Here is a 23,669-nt window from a genome sequence, read left to right on the forward strand (position 1 = left end):
TTTAATGTGAAGTTGCATATATTTCGATCCCCCTAAATCCCCCTTAAGAAGGGGGACTTTGAGAAGAATCTTGTCCCCCCCTTATTAAGGGGGGTGCCAGGGCGATCAGATTCTATGCAGCCTCATAAAAAATTGGTATTAGTTGTTAGTTGTTAGTTGTTAGTTGGTAGGGGCGGTGCCAAGAGTGCGGGCCCTGTTAGTTGTTCGTTGTCCACAGTCAACTGCCAACACTCAACTGCCAACTGCCAACTGCCAACTGCCAACTGCCAACTCACAACTGCCAACAGTTAACAGCCAACAGCCAACAGCCAACAGTCAACCGTCAACCGTCAACAAATTATGAACTTTGGCGACAAATCCCGAAAACGGAGGTGTAGCCGTGCAGAAACGTGCTGCCGCCCACGGGGCCGATTTCGCCGTTGCAGAAAAAGCCGCTCAGGGGGATGTTTTTGATGTACCTGCCGAACAGTCGCGAGTCAAAGTTCGATTGACCGTAAAGCCCTTCGCCGCGCCCCAGACAAGAGAACATCAATGCGCCGGCGCTGGATGTACCCCTGTACTCAGCATCCCGCTGATAGCGATCGAGCAGCATTTCTAGGTCTTCTGCGGAGGTGCGCGCGTCCCGCAGGTGGAATTGGATGCGCTGTCCGGGACGGACTCGATCGCCGATCGCAATTGCCCCCACTTTCGGATCTACTCCCAATAAATTTCGGATTAAAAAATCTCCCGGCTCTAATTTAAATTTGAATTCATCGCTGACTAAGCCGACAAATAACGAGTGCTGCGCTAATTCTCGGTCTGCTTCGCTCAAGGTTTGAACTAACTCTCGCAAAGCCTCTAAGGGCGATTGCTCGATGCCAGAGCTGCCGATATCGTCGGTTTGTTCTTCGAGTTTCAGCAAAATATTGCGCTCTCCTTCTGTCACCCGATACGGATGCCCGATCGGCCTGCAGCCTTGCGCGACGATCGTTTCCAAAACTATATTGCCGCTCAAAGCCACTCCCACCGTCCCTTCCCGGTACAACTGATAGTCGCAAAACAGCGCCGCGCCCCTGCCCGCACCGTCGCCGCCGGCCAGTCCCCCTATCTTCGGCGCGCCCGGATACGCATAATCTAGCCCTTGCAGCAAATCGTTAATTTTTGCCGAAAAGGGGTCTGCCAAGATGATAAACTGCGGTTCTTCGCCGGCCGGCACGCCTAACAAATCTACCCAAGTATCCGGCGGACTGTCTAAGTCCGGCAGTTCTTCTGCACCGACGTGAAATGTTCTGACGCTCACTCCCGGCAGGCGGGCCAGAGTCAGGCTGATGGCTGGAGAACCCTCCACTTCTTCGGTGAGGCCGCCCCGGTTAGTGCCGATGACCCCTCCCCCGCCGCAGCCCAGAATCGCTGCCACCGGCAGCAGTTCTTGCACTAAAGGCATCAGCCGAGAATACTCGCTGGCAAAGGCAGATGAAATAAATATCAGCGCTAAATCGGCCGGGCCTTCTAATTGGCGATCGGCTTGTTCTACAACTTCTTTCAGGGCTGATTCCAAAGACGGACGGGTTGATAAAGCGCTGACCCATTGCATTTGGTTTTGCTTGTCCATAGGGCGAATTTCTGTATAAGACTATCTCTATACATTAGGCTAACCGGAACTGGCCGCTGGCGGGACGTTTTTGTTCGCCGATCGACTCTCGATCGCCCTTGTTGTGTTAACATAAGTTAACATGAGTCTTAAATCAATCTGTTTAGTGTTAAATTCCGTCTTCAGCTAAATCTTAAAAGATCAAGCTCAATACAGTTTGACACCACAACTGGGTGTAATGTTTTTATAAAAAGTCAGGTGGGCTCGACCTGCATTGATGCCTGTGAACTAAAATCCGCCGATCGGCTAAAATAAAACAGGAAGTAGAGACGGCTGCTGCGATCGCAGTTTATGGATGGGTTTGATCGGGCTGCAACATCAGCACATCTCAAGCTAGTATTAGCTGAGGTCGCCAGACTGAAACTGCAAATCGAACACAAACTAACATCCAAAAAAGAAAACCTTTCTTACCGTGAAAATTTATGACAACAACACCTGCTGGCAACATCGAATCAAAAATTGAAGAAGAACTAGAAAGCGCTCGTACCGTCTGTGACGTCAAGGGCGCAACTTCGGGCGAATGCGCCGCAGCGTGGGACGCAGTTGAAGAACTGCAAGCTGAAGCTTCCCACCAAAAGCAAGTCAAACCTAAAAATTCCTTTGAAAAATATTGCGATGACAATCCTGACGCTGCTGAGTGCCGCATCTACGACGAATAAGCGAGCAATTTAGCTCATTGTCTTCCCTCCCGCGCCGAAATCTAACTTTCGGCGCGGGATTCTTTCACCGATCGAGTACCCGAGAAAACGTCTCAACTAAGTTTGGCAAAAGTGTAGCAGCAATTAAAACATTAAGAGCGCGTTCCAGTTGCTGATTTTTGAACATTTTTATAGTAAAATTTGTCAGAAATAAGTGAGTATATTTTCCCAAAGATGTTAAGTCTTTTATTGGCAGCCACCGGGCCTTGGTTTCAACCGCTAGTCTGGATGGATTATCGGTTGTCTGTGTTATTAACAGTTTCGATCCCGCTGGTAGTGCTGATTTGGGCTGTTTTTGCAAAAGCGGACGCGATCGCCCGTTTGTTGATGATTTATTGGCGCGTAGCCAGTTTGTTGGCAATTACACTTTACCTGATGATGGCCGCGCTGCCTGTGAGCTTTGTGTCGTCGGTGATGGGGAGAGCTTTGATTCCTGCTTGTCTGTGGTTTTGGGAGGATCTAAACGAAGAAATTGCCGATCGCCCCCAATCCTCTTTGAAGCTGGCCTTTACAGCTTGGCGGTGGGCGATTACTGTTTACAGCGGTTTGGGCGCTATAGCTCAAATTCCATTTTTAACCTGTGCCTTTAAATCTCAAATTCAGGTAATTGACGAACCTTTTTGCCGCGTTTGGTTAGACCCGGCTTGGCTGTACAAGCAGATGTTTCACCCTGCTGCAACCCCTCAATTTTTGGGATTGTTGGCTCTGACAGGTTTAGCGATTTATGTAATTTACTTGTCATACTTTGTGCTAATTAGACTCGGAAAACAGGGCAGATCGGCTACCGGAAATTAAGTCAATCTAAAGCAAGTATTTGCCTATATTTCAGCTAAAATCTTCAACAAAAAACTCAAAAATCCCAACTCAAAAAAACAGGGGAAAATCTACAAAAAAATCAAACTAATACCAAATTTATAAAATAGCGCTACATATCTACCCCCCCAACCCCCCCTTATAAAGGGGGGGAGTCAAACTTTCGATAGTAGCATAACTTTATGAAATTGGTATAACCAGAGGGTGGCTGACGTAAAACCGCCCAAAAACCGATACCGTGCCGCGTACTCCTGTCGTGGAGATTTTAACATTTTAGAGTATTGTTCAAGCTCCCAGATTTATCTGTAGAGTAAATCTAAAATCTAAAATCTAAAATCTAAAATCGACTGACAGTAATGTTATTGGAAAAGACTGCGATGGATAGCAAACAGGCATATTTACAGTGCTTAGAAAAGCTGATTTGGGCAATGAGTCGCCTCAAAGCAGAAGTACAACCAAATGAACTCGCTCGGATTGCCGAACTGATAGTTCAGCCGATGACCGGCTCCTGGCGGTTTTTTCACACTCCCGAACATATTTTTGATGTAGGGGGAAATGAAGATGCGATCGAGGTTTTGGCCGCTTTATTTCACGATATAGTCTACGTGCAAGTCGATCGCAGCATTAACTTTAACGTCAGCTACTACATCACTCCTGTTACAAAAGAAGTGAACAAACAGCTACAGATTCGGGAGCAATCTGAACTCTCGGCAGATCCTAGCTTCGAGATGGTAATGCTCGTATTCGGTTTTGTACCCGGAGAAGTGCTCAACCCCTTCTCAGGACAAAACGAATTTCTCAGCGCTTTGGTAGCAGCAAAAGCTCTAGAACCATTTCTCAAACGCGAGCAATTGCTTCAAATTGCAGCCTGCATTGAAGCAACAATTCCGTTTCGCGCCGCCGAGCGGGGAGTAACGGTAAGCCAGCGCCTTTACGACCGCTTGCAAGCAATAAATAGCCTGTTCAACCTCAGTTTGACTGACGAGCAAATGCGGGAAACAATCAAAAAAGCTGTGCGAATTTCTAACCGAGATGTAATCAGTTTTGCTCACCAGAGTTCAGCCCATTTTTTGGCAAATACCTGGAATTTACTCCCGGAAACCAATCACAACCTCACCTGCTGCGGTTATTACACGGTTCGCGACTACCGAGTTGCTCTGCTGAAAATGGAGGGTTTTCTGAGTTATCTCCAGCCAGAGGTGATTTTCCGGCACTTTGAGGGATGTCCGGACGATCGCACCTATCAGCGCTGGCAAACTACTGCTAGATACAATCTGGAAATTGCCAAGCTTTATTTGGGGTGCAAACTAGCTGCTATCGCCCTGCTGGAAGCTCTTTCTTCAGGTTTGGGAATCGATGTTTCTCTGGCGATGATGATGGGAGAAATTCCCGAACGAGCAGCCGGGTGCGTGCGCCTAGAAAGCTTTTTCCCAGAAACAGAAAAACATTACAAACCTCAAAATAGTTTAGAATCGGAAGTATTAAATTTATTAGAAAATGGGCGCGCTAAAAGCACTTCTAATAGCGATTTAGAAAACTCGCCGCTGGCGACTTTTATAGTTAAAATTGTCGGCTTTGACGAAATGCGCCATCAGTGCGATCGAGCTAAGGAATTGTTTAAGCAAAACCTCGAAGCCGATGACTTTATTACCGATTTTAACCCAACAGTTACAGAAATTGTCGTTGACTCAATTCTCAAGTTGTTTGAAAGTCGCAAATCTACTATCTACCGACACTACCAAATCATTTCTGAGTTAAAGTCCAAACCCCAGACCAATTTTCCGGTACGCCCTTCTCAATCAAATGGTTGAGTCGCTCTAAATACAGCGCAGACGTTTTGTCGTCGGGATTAACAGCTAAAACTTGATAAAAACAGGTTTTACCGGCCTGAAATTCGTGACGGCGGTAATGTTCTAAACCCCGTTCAAAATCCGGCTGAGTTTGTAACTTGATTCCCCTGACTGACTCGGTTTCTCCGTCGAGGACTTCATAGATAGAAATTGGCTGTTTTTTGCCTTTGACAATTACTCTATCTAAAAAACGGATTTGATACTGTTCGGGTTCGCTCAAATTTTCCAAAATTTTATCAGAAATTATTAACGATACTCCATATAATTTGGTGAGACTTTCCAAACGAGAGGCTAAGTTGACATGATTGGAAAAAGCATCTCCCTGCATTCTCTGTGCTTCTCCGACTATCCCGACCATCATTTGACCGAAATGCACTCCTACACCTACTTGAATCGGTTGATATCCGCTGCGAAGCCGATCGACATTATATCGGTGGACTTGTTGCAGTTTAGCAATTCCACTTCTGAGTGCATCGTCAGCACCGTTGGGAAAAACTGCCATCATTCCATCTCCTAAATACTTGACAATAAAGCCGTGATTCTCTCTAATTGTTGGACTGACTTCTCGCAAGTAAGCATTAACAAAGTCAAAGTTTTGCTGCGGAGTCATCGTTTCGGAAAGCGAGGTAAAAGAGCGAATATCGCTAAACATGACTGCCATTTGTTTGCTGACGTGATTGCCTAATTGAATATCCACAATGCTTTCTTTTTTCAGAAATTCTAAAAAAGCATCGGGAAAAAATCGCCCGTAGGCGCTGTTAGTTTGCGATAAGTTGATGTGAGACTTAATTCGGGTTAAAAGTTCGTCTTTCGAGAAAGGTTTGGTTAAATAGTCGTTAGCGCCGAATTGAAATCCTATGATTAAATCTGACACTTGATTTTTAGCCGTTAACATCACAACTGGCAACTCGTGGGAGGGATATTTCTCCCTCAGTTTGGCGCATACTTCATAACCCGACATTCTGGGCATCATGATGTCGAGAACGATCAAGTCAAAATGCTGTCCGCCTTCGATGAGCGATAAAGCTTGTTCGCCGCCGGCTGCTTGAATGACGCTGTAATTTTCCAGAGAAAGATGATTGTTTAAAACTTGCAGGTTGATCGGATCGTCGTCAACTATCATAATTTTAAATTGTTTGACTTCTAATAGCGCGGCGGCTTTGTTTGCTGAAGCCGGAGCGGTTCGCTCAAAATTCAAATCGCAGGATAAATAACTTTTATATATTTTATTTTGTAATTGAAAACCGTTAGTTTTGGTGGCTGAGTGCGGGTTGATTACTGATTTGTTCTGATAAATTTCTTCGGTAGAAACAGGCAGGGTAAATGTGAAGCGGGAACCGATGCCGACTTTCGATGCTGCGTATATTTTACCGCCGTGGAGTTCGACAAATTGTTTGGATATTGTTAAACCTAAACCTGTTCCTCCGTATTGCCGGATTGTGGAACCGTCGGCTTGTTCAAATGGCTCAAAAATGCAATCGAGCCGATCGCCCGGAATGCCAATTCCACTATCGCAAACGGTGACAGCTATATGAAAATCAGGGCTTGACGGCGGGCGATTGTATGCGGGGGCTGGGAGGAAGGTTTCGCCGTCGGCTGCTACAATTTCTGCTGATATTTCTACAGTGCCGCTATCGGTGAATTTGATCGCATTGCCAATCAAGTTATAAAGAATTTGTTGCAAGCGGTTTTCGTCAGCCCAAACCAACGGCAAATCCGCAGCAATATTGTTAATTAACTGCAAGTTTTTATTGCGGGTTAAAGATTTACTCACAGTTAGTACAACTTCGACAATTGACTTAATTCCTACACTGCGAAAATGCAATTCCAGTTTTTGATTTTTGAGCTGAGCAAAATCGAGAATATTGTCAACAAGTTCGTTGAGCCGCCTGCCGCTGCTAGCAATCATTAAGAGGTTGTGCTGCTGAATTTCCGATAAAGTTCCGGTGGCGCCGTCAATCATTGATTCGGCAATACCAATCATCCCGTTGAGGGGAGTGCGGAATTCGTGGGAGGTGTTGGCTAAAAATTCATCTTTGAGTTTGTCAAATTGCTGCAATTCTTGATTTGTCTTTTCGAGGGCGGCGAAGGATGTTTGCAGTTGATATACCATGCTGGTGAAGGATTTGGCGAGTTCTCCTACTTCGTCGGCGCGATCGAACTCTAGTTTCTGATCCCATTCTCCTCGCGCGATATTTTTGGCTGCTGCGTTTAACGCCAAAATTGGCCGCGCGATCGAGCGAGCCGTCAAATCGCCAATAATTGTTGCTAGAATTAGCGCGGCGAGGTAGAGTAAAAGAGTGCTAGCGGTACTTGCAGTAATTTCTTCCATAAAATCTTTTTCTGGAATCACGATCGCTACTAACCAATCGATGCCGCTGGGGTCTTTGTAGGGCAATACCTGCAGAAAATGCCGCTGATTTTTCAGTTGAAATTCTAGTTTTCGGGGCGGCTCAACTTGGCTTAAATTAAAATTATTAATGATGTGTTTAGCTGCGGCCTTCGTTAAAGGATTTTTGCTGTTAATTGCCAGCAATCGTCGAGCTTTGCCGTCTGTGCCGACGGTGTAGGGTTTTTCTTGTGTCGAACTGCCCACTAAAGCGCCCGATCGCTCCATAATGAAAGTTTGACCCGATCGGCTAATTTTCATTTTTCCCAAAAAAATCCCAATCTGGCTCAAAATTATATCAACTGCCATTACTCCCAGAAACTCACCTCGATTATCATAGAAAGGTTGAGCCGCTGTGATTCCCAAATCGCCCTGAGAAAATGTATAAATTTGTGTCCAAACTAATTTTTTGGCTGCGGTTGCACCGATATACCAGGGGCGAATTCGCGGGTCATAATTTGCTTCATAACTCAATAAATTAGCGGGATTGCCTCGGTCATCCAAAGCATAGGAAGAACGCCGAGGAAAGTTTTCTGTGATTTTCGCAACTAATTGTCCTGATGCTTCTCGGCGAACTCCGATAAATTCACCTTGCTTGCTGCCTAAATAGATTTCTCGCACCGAGGAGAATATTTGCATCTGCTGCCAAAAGTAGCTTTGTGTTGCTTGCAAATCTGCTGGTTCCAACTTGCCGAGTTGAGCTGTACTTGCATTGAGTCGGGCGATAGTGTGAGGTTTTTCCAAGTAATTTGTGAGGTGCTCTTGGATGCGATCGCTAATTTCGGCCTGCAAGCTGTTGACCAATTCTTGAACGGCTTTTTGTCCGTTGATGAAAGACAAATATCCTACTAAGCTGACTGCGGCGACAGTCTGCAGGACAAATGGCACTGTCAGCCCTAAACGGAGGGGCACGCTGCTGTAAAATTTTGCGATCGATCTGCTAATACTTTTCAATAACATGGTAAACCGCCTCAGTTCTCAGAGAAAATGCACAAATCGGCTGATTCTTGCATTTGAGCGTAATTAATAATAGTTCCAGCTAATTGCCGATCGCGAATTGAGTCGAAATTAGTGGCGCTGGACGGATAATGCGATCGAAATCACCGAACCAAATGCGACAATTTCCCTGATACAAATCATTGTAGCTCATGCTAATAATCCGCGCTGCACAATTATGTCCTAGAAATTCACATAATTAGGTTCTGCGTCGAGGAATGTTGAATCAAGTCCGCCCTCTTCCCTCTTCCTTCTTCCTGATGACATTGGACGGAAAGCTCGGAGGGGACAGCACTAATGACTAATGACTAATGACTAATGACTAATGACTAATGACTAATGACTAATGACTAATGACTAATGACTAATGACTAATGACTAATGACTAATGACTTCAAAAAACCCCCTATTTCTCCATCGAAATTTCCACCCCCGACCACCCATCCGGTGTTCCATACATTCGATACTTGCGAGAGCGTTTGAAATACAGCATTGCTACCAGATCGTCAGGATTTGTTTGTAAGATATTATGAAACATTTTTTGAGCTGCAACAAACTTTTGCTGGTAGTAAAAATTGAGAGCTTCTTGAAAAACCTCCGCAGTTTGCTGCTTCAGTACAATGCTCTTTTCTGTTTCAGTATCGTAAATTTCAAACACCGAAACAGCATTTGTCTTTCCTTTCACCGCTACGCGATCGACAAATCTGTATTTATACTGTTCGGGATCGTCGAGGCGAGCGATAATTGCACCGCTAACTAGAATTCTTGCGCCGTAAACCTTAGTCAATCCTTCCAAACGAGACGCGAGATTCACCGCATCAGCAATCACGGTACTTTCCATCCGTTCTCGCTCGCCAATTGTACCCAGCATCAAATTTCCCGCGTGCAAACCAATGCCGATCGCGATCGGAAACAAGCCGTTTTTTTCGCGGTCGGAATTAAAAATATTCACTTCTTCTTGCATATCAATTGCCGCTCGTACACCATCGTCAGGAGATGTAGAAAATAAAGCCATGACTGCATCTCCAATGTATTTGTCAATAAACCCGTGATTTTTCCTAATTGCAGGGCTAACTTTGCCCAAATAACTATTAATAAATGCAAAATTTTCAGGCGGTGTCATCAATTCTGAAAGCGACGTAAACGAGCGAATATCCGCAAACAGCACTGTCATATCCTTTTGCTGATTGTCGCCTAATTTTACTTCAATAATACTCGGTTTTTCCAGCAAACTCAGAAAATCGTGCGGCACAAACCGACCGTAAGCTGCATTCAGTTTTGCCAAGCGAATTTGCGTGTTAATTCTCGCCAACAACTCCTTTTTGATAAAAGGTTTAGTTACATAATCATTAGCTTCTAAGTTAAAAGCTTCTACCAAGTCGGTAGTTTGATTTTTTGCCGTCAGCATCAGAATTGGCATTTCTAAAGGCGAGTATTTTTTACGAACTTCCCTGCACACTTCATAACCAGTCATCTGCGGCATCATTACGTCAAGTAAAATTAAGTCTGGCTTAAATCCTGATGCAATTATATTTAAAGCTTCTAAGCCGTTGCTCGCTTGAGTGATTGCGTAGTTTTCTAAAGAAAGATTGTTGGTGATGACCTGAATATTAATAGGTTCATCATCGACTACTAAAATTTTTATTCTTTGATTTTCTGTCAAGTCGCTATTGGCTGATACCTGAGAATTTATGATAGATGATGGATGAGCTAATTCAGCAGTTGTTAAACAGGGAGATTCCTCGGTTAAACGCGGCTGTTTGCTGCTAAATTCAGGCTGACTTTCGGATACCGGCAAAGTAAAGGTGAATAGGGAACCCGCGCCTACAGTGGAAGATACGGAAATTTTACCTCCGTGCAATTCCACTAATTGCTTGGCAACAGCCAACCCTAAACCCGTGCCGCCATATTCTCTAGCAGTGGAACCGTCAGCTTGTTCAAAGGATTCAAAAATTCGCTCTAATTTATCTTCGGGGATGCCAATGCCGGTATCGGATACAGTAATGGCTAATTGGGAATTAAGCGGTGATTGTTGGTTGCCAGTTACTAATTCTGCTGAAATTTCAACTGTACCATCTTCGGTAAATTTAACCGCATTGCCGATTAAGTTGTAAAGTATTTGCTGCAAGCGATTCTCGTCGGCTGCTACGGGCGGCAATTCGGGAGCGACTGAGTTGATTAGCTGCAAGTTTTTTTTTCCGACTAACGGTTGAGATAAGCTGATAATTACAGAGACTATTTCTCGGATACCGACTGATTTAATTTTCAGTTCTATAGTTTTGTGTTTGAGCTGCGAAAAATCCAGAATATCGTTAATCAAAGAAGATAATCTTTTTCCCGAAGTTGCAATCAAATTCAAGTTAAAGATTGTGGGTTCTGGCAGTTTTCCGGTAGCACCGTCTATTAAAGATTCTGCAATTCCAATAATGCCGTTGAGGGGAGTGCGGAGTTCGTGGGAAGTATTTGCTAAGAATTCGTCTTTCAGTTTGTCGAGTCGCTGCAATTCGCTATTTTTAGTTTCTAACGCCGTAAAAGATGCTTGCAGTTGTGCTGCCATGCTGTTAAAAGCAGCGGCAAGTATGCCTAACTCGTCTGAGCGATCGAGTTTGACTGTTTTGTCAAATTGTCCTTCAGACAAAGCTATTGCTGCATCTTTTAATTTTAAAATAGGTCGGCTAATCCACCGAGAAGTGATAAGTCCTAGCACAGTAGCCATGACTAATGCGGCCAGGGACAGCAATATTGTAGTTCGGTTGCCGGCATGAATTTGTGCCATAAAGTCGGCTTCGGGAACTACGACGACAATCAGCCAATCTAAACTTTTGCCGTCTTGGAATGGCAGGACTTTTAAAAATTGCGGATTGCCGTTTATTTCAAAACTTAGTTGCTGCGATTTGGTTATTTGGCGCAAGTTTTGAAAGTGTGTTTCTAAATATTTAGCTGTATTTTTTGTTACGGTATCGCTGCTTTCTGTAACTTTAAACAGTTCTTTTTGACCGTTTTGGGTGCGGAAAGGTTGTTCCGGTGTGGAAGTTGCCAGCAGCGTGCCGTTTCTTTCGATAATAAAAGTTTGACCGGATTTGCCTATTTTGAGGCTGTTTAAAAATTGACCGATACTGTCGAGCCGCAAAGCAGCAATTGATACTCCTTCTAGCTGTTTCTGGCTGTTGTAAACTGGTTGCAGAGCGCTGAGGATCAGTGTGGGTTCTAGGAAGGATATATAAACGGAACTCCAAGTTGGTTTGGCTGCTAGAGCCGCATAGGTGTAGGAAGGGTGCTGTCGGATATCAAAGTTTTTGACGGTGCTTGCTACTGTCGCGCGATCGCCCGAATCATTAGTATTGTAGGAATAAAAATCAAAATTTGTAGAGGGCCCGGAGGCGTTAATCAATAAAGTTCCATCCGATGTCTTTTCGCCGGTGCGGTATTCTCCATCTCGATTGGCGATCGACGTAAAATTAATATAAGGATACAACTGTACTTGCCGCCACAGATATTTTTCCCAAGCTGACAAATCTTGCATATTAACAAAACCCAGTTTCACCGCATCCAGCTTGCTTTGATTGATTTGGTGCGGAGTTTCCAGATAAGTTATCAAATTTTGCTCGATCCGATTGCTTACTTCTGCCATCAACTGATCCGCAAGGTCGTTTACTGCTCTTTGAGAGTTCTTAAATGATAAATATCCGACAATTCCCACCGCTGCAAATACTTGCAAGACAAACGGAACTATCAGCACAGTTTGCAGGGTCGATTTTCCTGAAATTTTGGCAATTAAGCGCTGGAGAGAAAAACTTGACATAACATTAATTTAGCTGGAAATATAGCAATCCTAAATCATTTGTGAATTTCTTACTTTCTCCCCTTGCCAAGGGGAGGGTTGGGGTAGGTAAAAAGTTTACGACTCCTGCAAGGATTGCTATACAGGGTTAATATCAATTACGGTAACACAGATGAAATGATTGTTAACAGTTAACCGTTAACAGTTGAGTGTTGAAAGTAAATTTACTAAGGAAAAATAGAGCCGATCGGAGGAGAGAATCTGTGTTTTGTATGTGTAATACCAATTTCATAAAGTAGCGCTACATATTACCCCCCCAACCCCCCCTTATTTCGGGGGGGAGTGGGGGGGGTAGTAGCACATATGAAAGAAAAATGGTGTAAGCTGTCCTGCATTTAAACTGTGTGTCAAAAAACAATAAAATAATGAGTGGGGCAGGCAGGAGAGCCCGCCCTAAATATGCAATGTTTATTTGCGCGACAGCTTAGGGCGATCGGCGGTGAATTTCTCAGGAAAACTGCCAATTTTGGGTTCCCATGCTTTGTTCTGAATATATTATGACTGAGATCGGGTAAAAAAACCGGATAAACACATAAAATTTTATGCCATCAGGTTGATGTTACTTTTACTACTTGTCATCCAAAGCTTCTATCCCCGACCATCCTTCTGGCACTCCATACATCCGATTTTTGAGAGAACGCTGGCAGTAGATTGCTGCTAACTTATCTTGAGGATTTGTTTCGCAAATTTTCTTGAATATTTTTTGCGCTTTAGTAAAATTTTGCTCAAAATAAAGCTCCAAACCTTTTTCAAATGCTGCCGCAGTTTCCTGTTTGAGTTCCATGCTTTGTTGTGTTTCTGCGTCATAAATTTCAAACACCGCAACGACAGATTTTTTACCTTTTACTGTGACGCGATCGACAAATCGGTACAGATATTGTTCTCGATCGCCCAAACGCTCTAAAATAGATTCTGTTACCAGAATTCCCGACCCGTAAATTTTAGTCAATCCTTCCAAACGAGAAGCTAGATTCACCGCATCAGCAATCACCGTACTTTCCATCCGTTCTTGCTCGCCAATCGTACCCAGCATTAAAGTACCCGCGTGCAAACCGATGCCGATCGCGATCGGTGCGTAATTGCTTAGTTGTCGGTGCTGGTTGTAAATAATCACTTGTTTCTGCATTTCCACCGCCGCCCGAACAGCATCGTCTGCAGACTCAGGAAATAGTGCCATAATTGCATCGCCGATATATTTATCAATAAAACCTTGGTGAGCGCGAATAACCGGACTCACTCGGCTGAGATAGCTGTTGATAAAATTAAAATTTTCTTGGGGAGTCATCGATTCGGAAATAGTTGTAAAAGAGCGAATATCAGAAAATAAAACAGTCATGTCTTTCTGAATTTGATCGCCTAGTTGGACATCAACAATACTTTCGTGTCCCAAAAAACGCAGAAAATCGTGGGGGACAAATCTACCGTAAGCTGCATTTATTTTGGCCAGACGAATGTGAGTTTTGATTCTGGCTAGCAATTCATCTTTGACAAACGGTTTAGTTAAAAAATCATTGGCTCCTGCATTAAAACCTTGCACTAAATCAGATACTTGATTTTTGGCTGTTAGCATCACGATTGGCACTTCGATCGCCGTGAATTTCTCCCGTATTTTCTCGCAAACTTTGTAACCAGTCATCCGCGGCATCATGATATCTAGCAGGATTAAATCTGGCTTGTAGCCTGTGTCTACAAGAGCTAAAGCTTCCTTACCGCTGCTAGCTTCGGCGATGTCATAGTTTTCCCGAAGCAAATTGTTAACCAATACCTGAATATTCACAGGTTCGTCATCTACAATTAAGATTTTCACCAGAGTGTTTTCTTGCCGGCATCGATCCTCAATGCAAATGTTATTATTAAAACTTATTTCTGCATCTTCATTAGTTATTAAATTGCAATCGTTGGTTGTGGAAACAAAACAATGCAGCACCGTGTCTGGTAACTGCTGGTTATCGATATACTGATTTTGATAAACTGGCAAAGTAAAGGTAAACTGCGAACCAATACCTAGTTCTGAAGATACGTTAATTTCGCCGCCGTGCAGCTCGACTAACTGCTTGGTAATTGCCAAACCTAAACCGCTTCCTCCGTATTCTCTAGCAGTGGAACCGTCTGCTTGTTCAAAAAGTTCAAAAATGCTTTCTAATTTATCTTCAGCAATGCCAATCCCGCTATCGGATACAGTAATTTGCAGTTTTGACCTGACAATTAAAGATTGAATCTGGCTGGTAACAGAAGTTTCTCGCTCTAACAAATCCGGCAAATTCAAAGATATGGCATTTGCCGAAATTTGTACAGTACCAGTGTCGGTAAATTTAATTGCATTTCCGATTAAGTTATACAGAATTTGTTGCACCCGATTTTCATCGGCATCCACTAGGGGAATGTCGGGACTGACTGAATTAATCAACTGCAAGTTTTTTGTACCAATTAGCGGTTGAGAAAGAGTCACTACGATATCGACAATTTCTCGGATGCCGACGGGCTTGATTTGCAGTTCAATGTTTTTGTGTCTGAGCTGCGAGAAATCAAGAATGTCGTTGATGAGATTGGAGAGTCTTCTGCCGCTAGATGCAATAATTTCTAGATTGGAAATAGTCGGTTCTGGCAATTGTCCTGTAGCGCCGTCGATTAAAGATTCTGTTAAACCGATAATGCCGTTAAGCGGAGTGCGGAGTTCGTGAGAAGTGTTGGCTAAAAATTCGTCTTTTAGTTGATCTAGTTGCTGCAATTGGGCATTTTGATCCTCTAGTTTTGTGAAAGATACTTGCAATTGACTTGCCATGATGTTGAAAGCATCAGCTAATTTTCCTAGTTCGTTAGATGCCGCAATATTTACGCGAGTTTCCAACATTCCGTTAGTCATTTTGGTAGCTGCGGATGTTAGGGCTTTCAAGGGATTTGCGATCGATCGAGCAAAAGCAACTCCCAAGCCCGCCGCAGCGAGGGCACAGGCGATTGTAACAGCACCCATGACGGCTACGAGCGATCGCAGGGGAGCATAAGCTTCCGCTGTAGGTAGCTCTACCACCACCATCCACTGCACCGGGCGGACGATCGCCCCCGTGCCCATGACTTCTTCCCCGCGCCAGCCTCGATAAACGATCGGAGATTGCATCCCCGAAGCCAAAGCTAATTTGAATAACTTTCCCACAAACGATCGCCCGCTCAAATCTTGCAGTAAATACGGATTAATCTTGCTTCCAGTTTCCGAAATCACCACCGATCTGTTATCTAAAACATAGCTATATCCCGTTTTTCCTATTTGCGATCGGGCAACAATCTGAGTTAAAAAATTTAGACTAACTCTGGCAAACAATACTCCAGCAATTCTATTTTTACTGTCGCGAATCGGCACTGCTAAATTAACAACATTTACTGCTGTTTTGAAATCGACATCTACTGGACTAACATAGTTCTGAGCCTGTCTAAATGTCCGCCAAAATATCGGTGCATCTGCCGAAATACCTGCTAAACTCAAGCTAGAAATAGAAAATGGTTCGTAAGGCGAAATTGCCTGTAAGAGTTGACCTTGACTGTTAAAAATCCCCGCAACTTCGTAGGCGCTGTTGCTGTTCACCAATCCTTCGAGAATACTGCGCTGACTTTCAGCATTAAATTCTGTTAAACCGCGCAATTCTGACAAATAATTGAGTTGGCGCTGCAAGTTATCCAGATCAGCGCTAATTTGGACAGCAGCAGCTTGCGATCGCTCGAACTGAAGTTGTTTTGTCTGTTTTATCTGTTCCCGAAAGCTGAGGTAAGCTAAGGTACTTCCCGCCATCAATACGCTAGCTACAACAATCGAGACAAAACCGTAACGCAGTTGATTGGCAATTGAGGACATTTGATTTTGCCAGTTAACAGTTTGAACTCACTCACTCTATAGGATACACCTAATTTCATTTTTCATACTTGATAAATCGCCACCCTTGATTTATCGATACATTTGCCTAACTTCTGCTTTTATAAATCTAATCTTTGTTTCCAGATAACATCTTCAATCCAAATGCGATCTGGAAGTAGTCCCAAGCGAAAGAAAATCTCAGAAATCCGCTGCTGTTCCTCAACAGCGCTGTCTTGAATTGGCAGCAAATCGTAGCTCCGACTTTTAGTTAATATTCTAGCTGTTGTTCTTTTCATTCCCCTTCGAGCGCTGATAAATCTCGCTGCTCGATCGGGATTCCTAGTTATCCAAACAGCCATTTTTCGCGTTTCTCCCATGACTATTTTAACAATATCGGGAAAGTCGCTAGCAAAAGAGCGACTTGCCAAATAGAAGTTTCTGTCATTGATTAGCCCGTCGCTGTCTGTCAAGAAATTAACAGGCATACTTTCCTGTAACTGAGCGAGAAACGGCTGCCAAATCGCCCAAGCATCAACCTCGCCCCTCACAAATGCTTCCCGAGCTTTTGCCGGCGGCAAATCGACAAATTCGGCATCTTTTAACTGCAAGCCGCCTTTAGTTAACGCCCGAATTAACAAATAGTGACCTGCGGTTTTCTGAGTTGCTGCTATTTTCTTGCCTTTGAGATCCGCCAAAGTCCGAATAGGAGAATCTTGAGGAACTACGATCCCAATGCTTCCCGGTAAAGCTGAATCATTAGCAATATAAACAAAAGGTACGCCGTCTGATTGAGCAAAAATTGGCGGCGCAACTCCTGCATAACCGAGATCGATTTTTCCTTTTCCGATTGCTGCTAAAATTGGCGGCCCTGCGAGAAATTCCGTCCATTCTACACGCCACCCAATTTCTGCTAAACGGGTTTCCAAAGAGCCTTTAGCTTTGAGATAAAACAGCGCTCCGAAACCCTGATGGCCGATTCTGACAACTTTTGTTAAATTTGAAGGTGCATTTTGGGTTTTTGCTGTATAGTTATTTATGAGTTCTGACTTGCAACTTGCCGCAGCTAAAATTAAGCCAAAAACTAGCACAAATAGCAGCGAATATCCCCAAGTAAAACGCCGTCTAATATTTTGAGTTGAAAACGGTAATTGAAACCAAGTTTTTCGGCGGCTCATAAAAAATTGTAATAATTGGTTGTTCCGGATTAAAAGATTGCAATTTTTTTTAGATAATTTATATTATGTGCGCTTACTTTCTGCTGTTAAAAAAAAGTCGAATTAAAAATAAAAATTTAGCTGGCTGTCGCAGAAATTAGCCGCAAAATTAAGCTATATAGCGGTTCTCAAATAAGTGAGGTATGCTCTTGGGTTCTATGCCCTGTTTGGCCGGTTTGGCCTATGCCCTGTTTGGCCGCGAGAGCACCTCATGTTACGCTCGAAAGGCTATATTATAGCTAATTTGTGTAAAGTGATAGGTGCTATGGCTGACTCTAGGGATCGCCGCTTGGAACAGTACACGGTAAAAAGACCTGATGAAGTTTTAATCGTCAAGGCCGAAATTGACGGCGAATTCGACGAAATTGCTATTTTTAAAGGCTTTTCTAGCTCCCTAGTGCGATCGACCGCTTTCGATCCAGAAGTGCCGGTTTTGCCGTCGGAAGCAAAAATTGTTAGTGTCGATCGGCTGGAGAGTCCGTACAATCCAAATAACCCCCGCTATCTTCAGCAGGGGTTATCTTGGGAAACAATGGAATCGCTATTGTCAGAGGCTGGAGTTTAGCAAGATATTAGGGCCACAGTAATATTAATTTGTGTCAACTTAAGTCTAAAACCCTTAACAAATCTCGTCGATCCCTGAGTCTAGATCCCCCTAAATCCCCACCCCCCCCACGGGGGGAAAGAAGGGGAGTAGGGGTTGACTTTGAGCCATTTCCTGTCCCACCCCCTACTCCCCTTGTTAAGGGGGGTTAGGGGGGATCTAGACTTAGATACAAACCAGAGATACAAAAGAATCGTGTTCTACCCGCGCGCGATCGCTAGAGCGTACCGCCGGCAGCTTGGAAACGAGCTCGCGCGCGTTTGATTGCTTGCTTAGCTTGAATTTGCTCTTGCAAATTGCCGCTAGCCGACTTTTCCAAACGAGCTTCTGCTTCGGTGTAAGCCTTGCGAGCATCTTCTTTGTCGATCGTTTCGCCTTTTTCAGCGCCGTTGACCAGAATAGTAACCTGGTTTTCTTGGATTTCTGCAAAGCCGCCCATCAGAGCAATAGACACCCATTCCTTACCGGGACGGACGCGCATCACTCCGGTATCCAAAGCAGTCAACATCGGAGCGTGACCGCTCAAAATACCCAATTGGCCTGTGGTACTCGGCAAAATTACTTCTTCAGCATTAGAATCCCAAACAGTTTTGTCTGGGGCCACTACGCGCACAGTTAATGTCATAAATTGTCAGTTGTCAGTTGGCAGTTGGCAGTTATCAGTAGTCATTAGTCAGTTGCCAGTTGGTAGGGGCGGTGCCCCCGTGCCCGCCCTCTTAGTTGTCAGTTGTCAGTTGTCAGTTGTTACCAATAACCAATAACAAATAACAAATAACAAATAACTACTGACTAATGACTAATGACTACTGACTGATGACTAAAATTACTTAGCCTCAGCTTTCATTTTTTCAGCTTTGGCGATCGCCTCGTTGATATCGCCAACCAAATAGAAAGCTTGTTCGGGCAGCTCATCAAGTTCGCCGCCCAAAATCATTTGGAAGCCCTTAATGGTATCAGCCAGCTTGACGTACTTACCGGGAGCACCAGTAAACACTTCTGCCACAAAGAACGGTTGAGACAAGAACCGTTCAATTTTGCGAGCGCGAGAAACGGTCAAGCGGTCATCTTCCGACAGCTCGTCCAAACCCAAAATCGCAATAATATCTTGCAATTCCTTGTAGCGCTGCAGAGTAGACTGCACCTGACGCGCCACACCGTAGTGCTCTTCGCCGACAACGCTAACTTGCAACATTGTAGAGGTAGAATCCAGCGGATCGACAGCCGGGTAAATACCCTTGGCAGCCAAACCGCGAGACAACACAGTTGTAGCGTCCAAGTGAGCAAAAGTCGTAGCCGGAGCGGGGTCAGTCAAGTCATCCGCAGGTACGTAGACAGCTTGAACCGAAGTAATGGAACCTTCAGTAGTTGAAGTAATCCGTTCTTGCAAGTCGCCCATGTCTGTACCGAGAGTCGGCTGATATCCCACAGCCGAAGGCATCCGACCCAACAGAGCCGATACCTCAGAGCCCGCTTGCACGAACCGGAAGATATTGTCAATAAATAGGAGAACGTCCTGCTTGCTGACATCGCGGAAGTATTCGGCCATCGCCAGAGCCGACAGCCCCACGCGCATCCGAGCACCCGGTGGCTCGTTCATTTGACCGTAAACCAAAGCAATTTTTGACTTGGTGCGGTCTTCTTCGTTAATAACCCCCGACTCGATCATTTCTTTGTAGAGGTCATTACCTTCACGGGTGCGCTCGCCCACACCGCCGAACACGGACACGCCGCCGTGAGCCTTGGCGATGTTGTTCACGAGTTCCATCATAATCACGGTTTTGCCGACGCCTGCGCCGCCGAACAAACCGATTTTGCCGCCGCGGCGGTAGGGAGCCAGGAGGTCGATGACCTTAATCCCGGTTTCAAACACCGAAGGCTTGGTTTCCAGTTCGGTGAAAGCCGGCGGCTGGCGGTGGATGGGCATACTTTCGGAAGTATTGACCGGGCCGAGGTTGTCTACGGGTTCGCCGATGACGTTAAAAATCCGGCCGAGAGTTGGGATTCCGACTGGAACTTGGATCGCTTCTCCGGTGTCTAAGACTTCCATACCGCGCACCAAGCCGTCGGTGGTGCTCATGGAAACTGCGCGCACTTGGCTGTCTCCCAGCAGTTGCTGAACTTCGCAGGTAACGGCAACGTCTTGACCTGCTTCGTTTTTGCCGGAAATCGTCAGAGCGTTATAAATTTGGGGCAATTTGCCGCCTGGGAATTTTACGTCTACAACTGGCCCGATGATTTGGGTTATGTAGCCTACGTTCGTTTTTTCTGCGGTGGATACCATGAATAGTGCCTTTGTTAGGATGCTATTTTTCCGATATTGGAAAAACTCTTAACATTTAGAAATGCTATTCCTCAGAGTACCACTGAACAGACTCACTATTTAGATTTGTACGGGCTAGTTAAAAGTCATTTTTCTGGTTGCTGCTGTCGCTTTTTTTTTCGGCGAGCGGCGGCCAAAGCTCCGATCCCCAGCATAGTGCCGAACACCGTAACTGGTTCGGGGACTAACTCGGCCGATACGCTGAAGTCTTGGAAGTCAGCGTCGTTTCCTCCTCCGGCATCGTCGAAGGAGATTTTTGTGCCCCTCGCCAGTTGGGCCATTGCGATCGATGAATATTGCTCTGGGCCTTTACCGCCGTTGATGTTGGCAAATGAGTTGCTGGAGTTGTAGTCGAGCCCAAAGTCGCCAAACACGGCTTGCTGACAGCCCGTCAGCACGCAGTCATCTCGCCGGAACTGGGTGTTGGCGGCAAACCATTCGGGACTGTTCATGAAGGTGCTGCTGGAGACGTACTGCTCGAATTGTTTGCCGCTGCCGCTGTCGCTCCACAGCAGCAGGGCATAAGTTTGATCCTGCAAAAATTTGAATGTTTGGGTGATGGAGCCATTCTCGGAGGCGACGCTGTTGCCGAAACTTCCTTTCCATTCATCGGCATCGCCTTTATCTGATGGTTGGAACTCGTAAAACAGTCTGGCGATGTTGGTGTAGCCTGTGTTTCCTGACTGAGCTTGGGCTACCCACAAGCTGGACTGGTAACTCCCGTGAGATTGGTCGAATGTAAAGTTTATACTTGTATCTTCCTCGAACTGGATGCCCTTTGTACCAAACATGAAAGCTTGGACGGGCGCGCAGATGCTGAGCAAGATTGTGGTTGCCAAGCTGGCGATTGTAAAAGATGTTTTTTTGACTAGCGTTAAGGTAGTCATAACCCTGATTCCTCCAATATTCTTAGGTAGTAGGCGGGAAATGCAATTTTTCCCGTGACGGGAATAGCCGATCGCCTCTTGTGCGATATTTAGGACGATCGTCATTGCTGCAACGCCGAGACTTTACAGCGGTGACTCTAGAGACCGATATCACTTAGGTGTGTCATGAGAGTAAATCAGTGCTTGTTATTGTTCTGAGAGTTTTCACTGAGACTCGATGTACCACGCTTTAATCTCTAACAGCAAGATTTTAATCCCGTCTCTTTCCAACCTACTACATATATTTTTGTCGGCAAGGGTCTGTAACTGACTGCAAGACTTGCAAATATTAGCTTTCATCAAAAATACATAAAATTTTTCACTGAATGTTTTATAAAGTTTTGGTAAAGCTAATCAAAAGAATATAAAGTTTTTGAGTAAAAATTCGGCTGTTGGGCCAGTTACTCCTCAAAGAGGGTTGCAAGCTTCGCGGGCGTGCAGAAGACTGCGAGGAGGGATTTGAGAGCAATTCCGGTTGCACTCCTGGGGAATTGTTGACTGTTGACTGTTGACTGTTGACTGTTGACTGTTGACTCGACTGTATTATTCCGATGCAACCGGAAACGATATGAGTTAGTTTTTTGCGACTCTCAGCAAGCGGCGGCCACAGGCGATCGGTACGGCTCTCCTGAGTTGATGGTATAAAATATATCTAGCAATACATTTAGAGTGATGAGCTTTCATTCAGACTATCTATTAGATTTGCCTGGAGTCTAGGTTGAAACTTGCACTCAAATTGAAGGACAAATTTACTTGCGAATCAGTGTTGTAGCGTCGGGAATAGTTGGTCTTCACTGTAATAATTAGGGCTTGCGAGGAAATTAAAGATATTTTTGCTCGTATCTATTCGGGTAAAAAAACAACTGTTGGGAGTCAGCTAAGCGAGGGATTATAGATGAGATAAGTACGATCGAATGAAAAGCAATTCTGGTAACTGTTGTTTGTGACATTGAAGAAGGTAATTTGATTGAAATGATTGACTCTCACCGTCAAGTCGATGCAGTGAAAATCCTTATTCTATTATATAGCAATCCTAAATCATTCATGCAGATATGTAGGGGCGGTGGATGGTGCGGGCCCGCCCTCCGAGAGATTGGGCAACCACGGGGGGATTGCCCCTACAAGAACTATGCAAATGATTTAGGATCGCTATAGAATATGCTGTAATTCAGAAGTGTTGAAATCCTCGATCGAGCTTTAAGCTAGAATCAGGATAAATACCGCTGCTATCAGTCAACCAGATATCGGTGTTCTCGGTAGCAATTCCCACAATCGCGGCTGCATTTCCTATTTTTTCTACCAATAATTTAGCACGGTCGATCGGCAAAAACAGCACTAACTCGAAATCTTCACCGCCGTACAACGCCCAATCCACAGCCTTTTCGGCTGAGAGTATTTTGCTGAAAATAGGGGGAACCGGTAGTTTTGTTCGATCGACCTTTGCACCAACACCGCTAGCCTGACAAACTTGAATAATCGCATCAGCCAAACCGTCGCTGCTATCCATTCCGGCGATGGAAAATTCACCCGCAGCATCTAAAATTTCCCAAACCACCGGCAAAACATCCAGCCGCGGTTGAGGACACCGGTGAGCGAGAATTAAGGAAGCCCGATCGACTTCTGTAAGATTTTGCCCGAATTCTGGATTTAACAGCAATTCTAATCCCGCGCGGGAGGCTCCGTGCACGCCAGTCGCCACAATCGCCCAATTCGATCGCGCTTTAGACCTGCTAATGGTACGATCGAACTCAACCTGTCCGAAAGCAGTAATCGCCACTGTCACCACGGGCGATCGCACAACATCCCCACCGGCGATCGGCGTATGATACGCTTGCAAACAAGCCGTCATCCCCCGATAAAACTCTTCCACCCAAACCACAGCCGTATCCGCCGCCACACCCAGGGCTACCGTCACCGCCAGAGGCCTTGCTCCCATCGCGGCGAGATCCGACAAATTTGCCGCTGCGGCGCGCCATCCTGCTCCGTAAGCGCCTGTAGTGCGATCGCTAAAATGCACTCCATCCACCAGCATATCTGTAGTGATAGCGAGAGATTGGTTGGGATTTGTAGCTATGACAGCGCAATCATCTCCGACTATTTCGGCAGGACAGAATTTTTGCAATATTCTTAAAAGACCTTGTTCTCCAATATCTTTAACTTTCATAATTTGAAATTAGTCGATCGAACTTTCGCGCTTTAAATAAATCCACTTAATCAAACATAAAATACGACTCCAACTCAAGCTCACTGTGTATCGCTTCGGACTTCACGGCGCTAGATAACTAAACCTTTCTTCCTTCTTCCTGATGACGTTGGACCCAAAGCTCGGCGGCGACAGCAAAACATGACTAATGACTAATGACTTCTTCCTGATGACGTTGTCAGTTGTCAGTTGTCAGTTGTCAGTTGTCAGTTGCCAGTTGTCAGTTGCCACTTGTCAGTTGTCAGTTGTCAGTTGGTAGGGGCGGTGCCAAGAGTGCCCGCCCTCTTAGTCCGGCAGTCCGGCGGTTGGCAGTCCGGCAGTCCGCCAGGGACTTAAGTCCC

Annotated in this window: 14 protein-coding genes; 5 read left to right on the forward strand and 9 right to left on the reverse strand. The window is 45.0% G+C overall.

All coding sequences use genetic code 11. The annotated features are described in order from the left end of the window. Window positions 1–184 precede the first annotated feature (184 nt). Window positions 185–343, forward strand: a complete 159-nt coding sequence (locus WBA89_RS03340; protein ID WP_424404068.1) for a hypothetical protein — start codon at window positions 185–187, stop codon at window positions 341–343. Here WBA89_RS03340 and WBA89_RS03345 read toward each other — a convergent pair. Continuing rightward, complete coding sequence (locus WBA89_RS03345) at window positions 338–1,573, reverse strand: FIST signal transduction protein (RefSeq protein WP_424404070.1); 1,236 nt, start codon at window positions 1,571–1,573, stop codon at window positions 338–340. The two genes, WBA89_RS03340 and WBA89_RS03345, sit on opposite strands and share 6 nt — an antisense overlap. Window positions 1,574–2,052: 479 nt before the next feature. Between WBA89_RS03345 and WBA89_RS03350 the strand changes: the two genes are divergently transcribed. From WBA89_RS03350 to WBA89_RS03360, 3 genes are all read left to right on the forward strand, one after another. Next, a complete protein-coding gene (locus WBA89_RS03350; protein ID WP_424404072.1) occupies window positions 2,053–2,289 on the forward strand; it encodes a Calvin cycle protein CP12 in 237 nt (78 codons plus the stop codon). A gap of 213 nt (window positions 2,290–2,502) precedes the next feature. Next, a complete protein-coding gene (locus WBA89_RS03355) occupies window positions 2,503–3,123 on the forward strand; it encodes a DUF3177 family protein (RefSeq protein WP_424404074.1) in 621 nt (206 codons plus the stop codon). Window positions 3,124–3,518: 395 nt separating this feature from the next. Continuing rightward, the gene (locus WBA89_RS03360; RefSeq protein WP_424404076.1) at window positions 3,519–4,952 is read left to right on the forward strand and encodes a hypothetical protein; all 1,434 of its coding nucleotides are present in this window, start codon (window positions 3,519–3,521) and stop codon (window positions 4,950–4,952) included. Here WBA89_RS03360 and WBA89_RS03365 read toward each other — a convergent pair. The 4 genes from WBA89_RS03365 to WBA89_RS03380 all read right to left on the reverse strand — a co-directional run bounded on the left by WBA89_RS03365 (window position 4,885) and on the right by WBA89_RS03380 (window position 17,236). Next, window positions 4,885–8,340 carry a response regulator gene (locus WBA89_RS03365; protein ID WP_424404078.1) on the reverse strand — a complete coding sequence of 1,152 codons (3,456 nt, stop codon included), beginning with the start codon at window positions 8,338–8,340 and terminating at the stop codon, window positions 4,885–4,887. The genes WBA89_RS03360 and WBA89_RS03365 overlap by 68 nt on opposite strands. Window positions 8,341–8,782: 442 nt before the next feature. Further along, window positions 8,783–12,178 carry an ATP-binding protein gene (locus WBA89_RS03370; protein ID WP_424404080.1) on the reverse strand — a complete coding sequence of 1,132 codons (3,396 nt, stop codon included), beginning with the start codon at window positions 12,176–12,178 and terminating at the stop codon, window positions 8,783–8,785. Between the two features lie 607 nt (window positions 12,179–12,785). Further along, window positions 12,786–16,061, reverse strand: a complete 3,276-nt coding sequence (locus tag WBA89_RS03375; RefSeq protein WP_424404082.1) for a response regulator — start codon at window positions 16,059–16,061, stop codon at window positions 12,786–12,788. A 119-nt stretch (window positions 16,062–16,180) separates the two neighbouring features. After that, on the reverse strand, window positions 16,181–17,236 hold the full coding sequence (locus WBA89_RS03380) for an aliphatic sulfonate ABC transporter substrate-binding protein (protein ID WP_424404084.1): 1,056 nt from the start codon (window positions 17,234–17,236) through the stop codon (window positions 16,181–16,183). A gap of 304 nt (window positions 17,237–17,540) precedes the next feature. Between WBA89_RS03380 and WBA89_RS03385 the strand changes: the two genes are divergently transcribed. Then, window positions 17,541–17,840, forward strand: coding sequence for a hypothetical protein (locus WBA89_RS03385; RefSeq protein ID WP_424404086.1), 300 nt, complete (start codon window positions 17,541–17,543; stop codon window positions 17,838–17,840). A 256-nt stretch (window positions 17,841–18,096) separates the two neighbouring features. Here the strand turns inward: WBA89_RS03385 and atpC are convergent, their stop codons facing one another. The 4 genes from atpC to thiL form a co-directional block, all read right to left on the reverse strand. Continuing rightward, a complete protein-coding gene (atpC, locus tag WBA89_RS03390) occupies window positions 18,097–18,504 on the reverse strand; it encodes an ATP synthase F1 subunit epsilon (protein ID WP_194070332.1) in 408 nt (135 codons plus the stop codon). Between the two features lie 198 nt (window positions 18,505–18,702). Next, window positions 18,703–20,160 carry a F0F1 ATP synthase subunit beta gene (atpD, locus tag WBA89_RS03395; protein ID WP_424404089.1) on the reverse strand — a complete coding sequence of 486 codons (1,458 nt, stop codon included), beginning with the start codon at window positions 20,158–20,160 and terminating at the stop codon, window positions 18,703–18,705. Window positions 20,161–20,285: 125 nt separating this feature from the next. After that, entirely contained in the window at window positions 20,286–21,191 is a 906-nt protein-coding gene (locus WBA89_RS03400) for a PEP-CTERM sorting domain-containing protein (protein WP_424404091.1), read from the reverse strand. 1,102 nt (window positions 21,192–22,293) lie between these two features. Next, window positions 22,294–23,289 carry a thiamine-phosphate kinase gene (gene thiL, locus WBA89_RS03405; RefSeq protein ID WP_424404093.1) on the reverse strand — a complete coding sequence of 332 codons (996 nt, stop codon included), beginning with the start codon at window positions 23,287–23,289 and terminating at the stop codon, window positions 22,294–22,296. Window positions 23,290–23,669 lie beyond the last annotated feature (380 nt).

It is taken from the genome of Microcoleus sp., from assembly GCF_049646505.1.
Taxonomy (GTDB): Bacteria; Cyanobacteriota; Cyanobacteriia; order Cyanobacteriales; family Microcoleaceae; genus Microcoleus.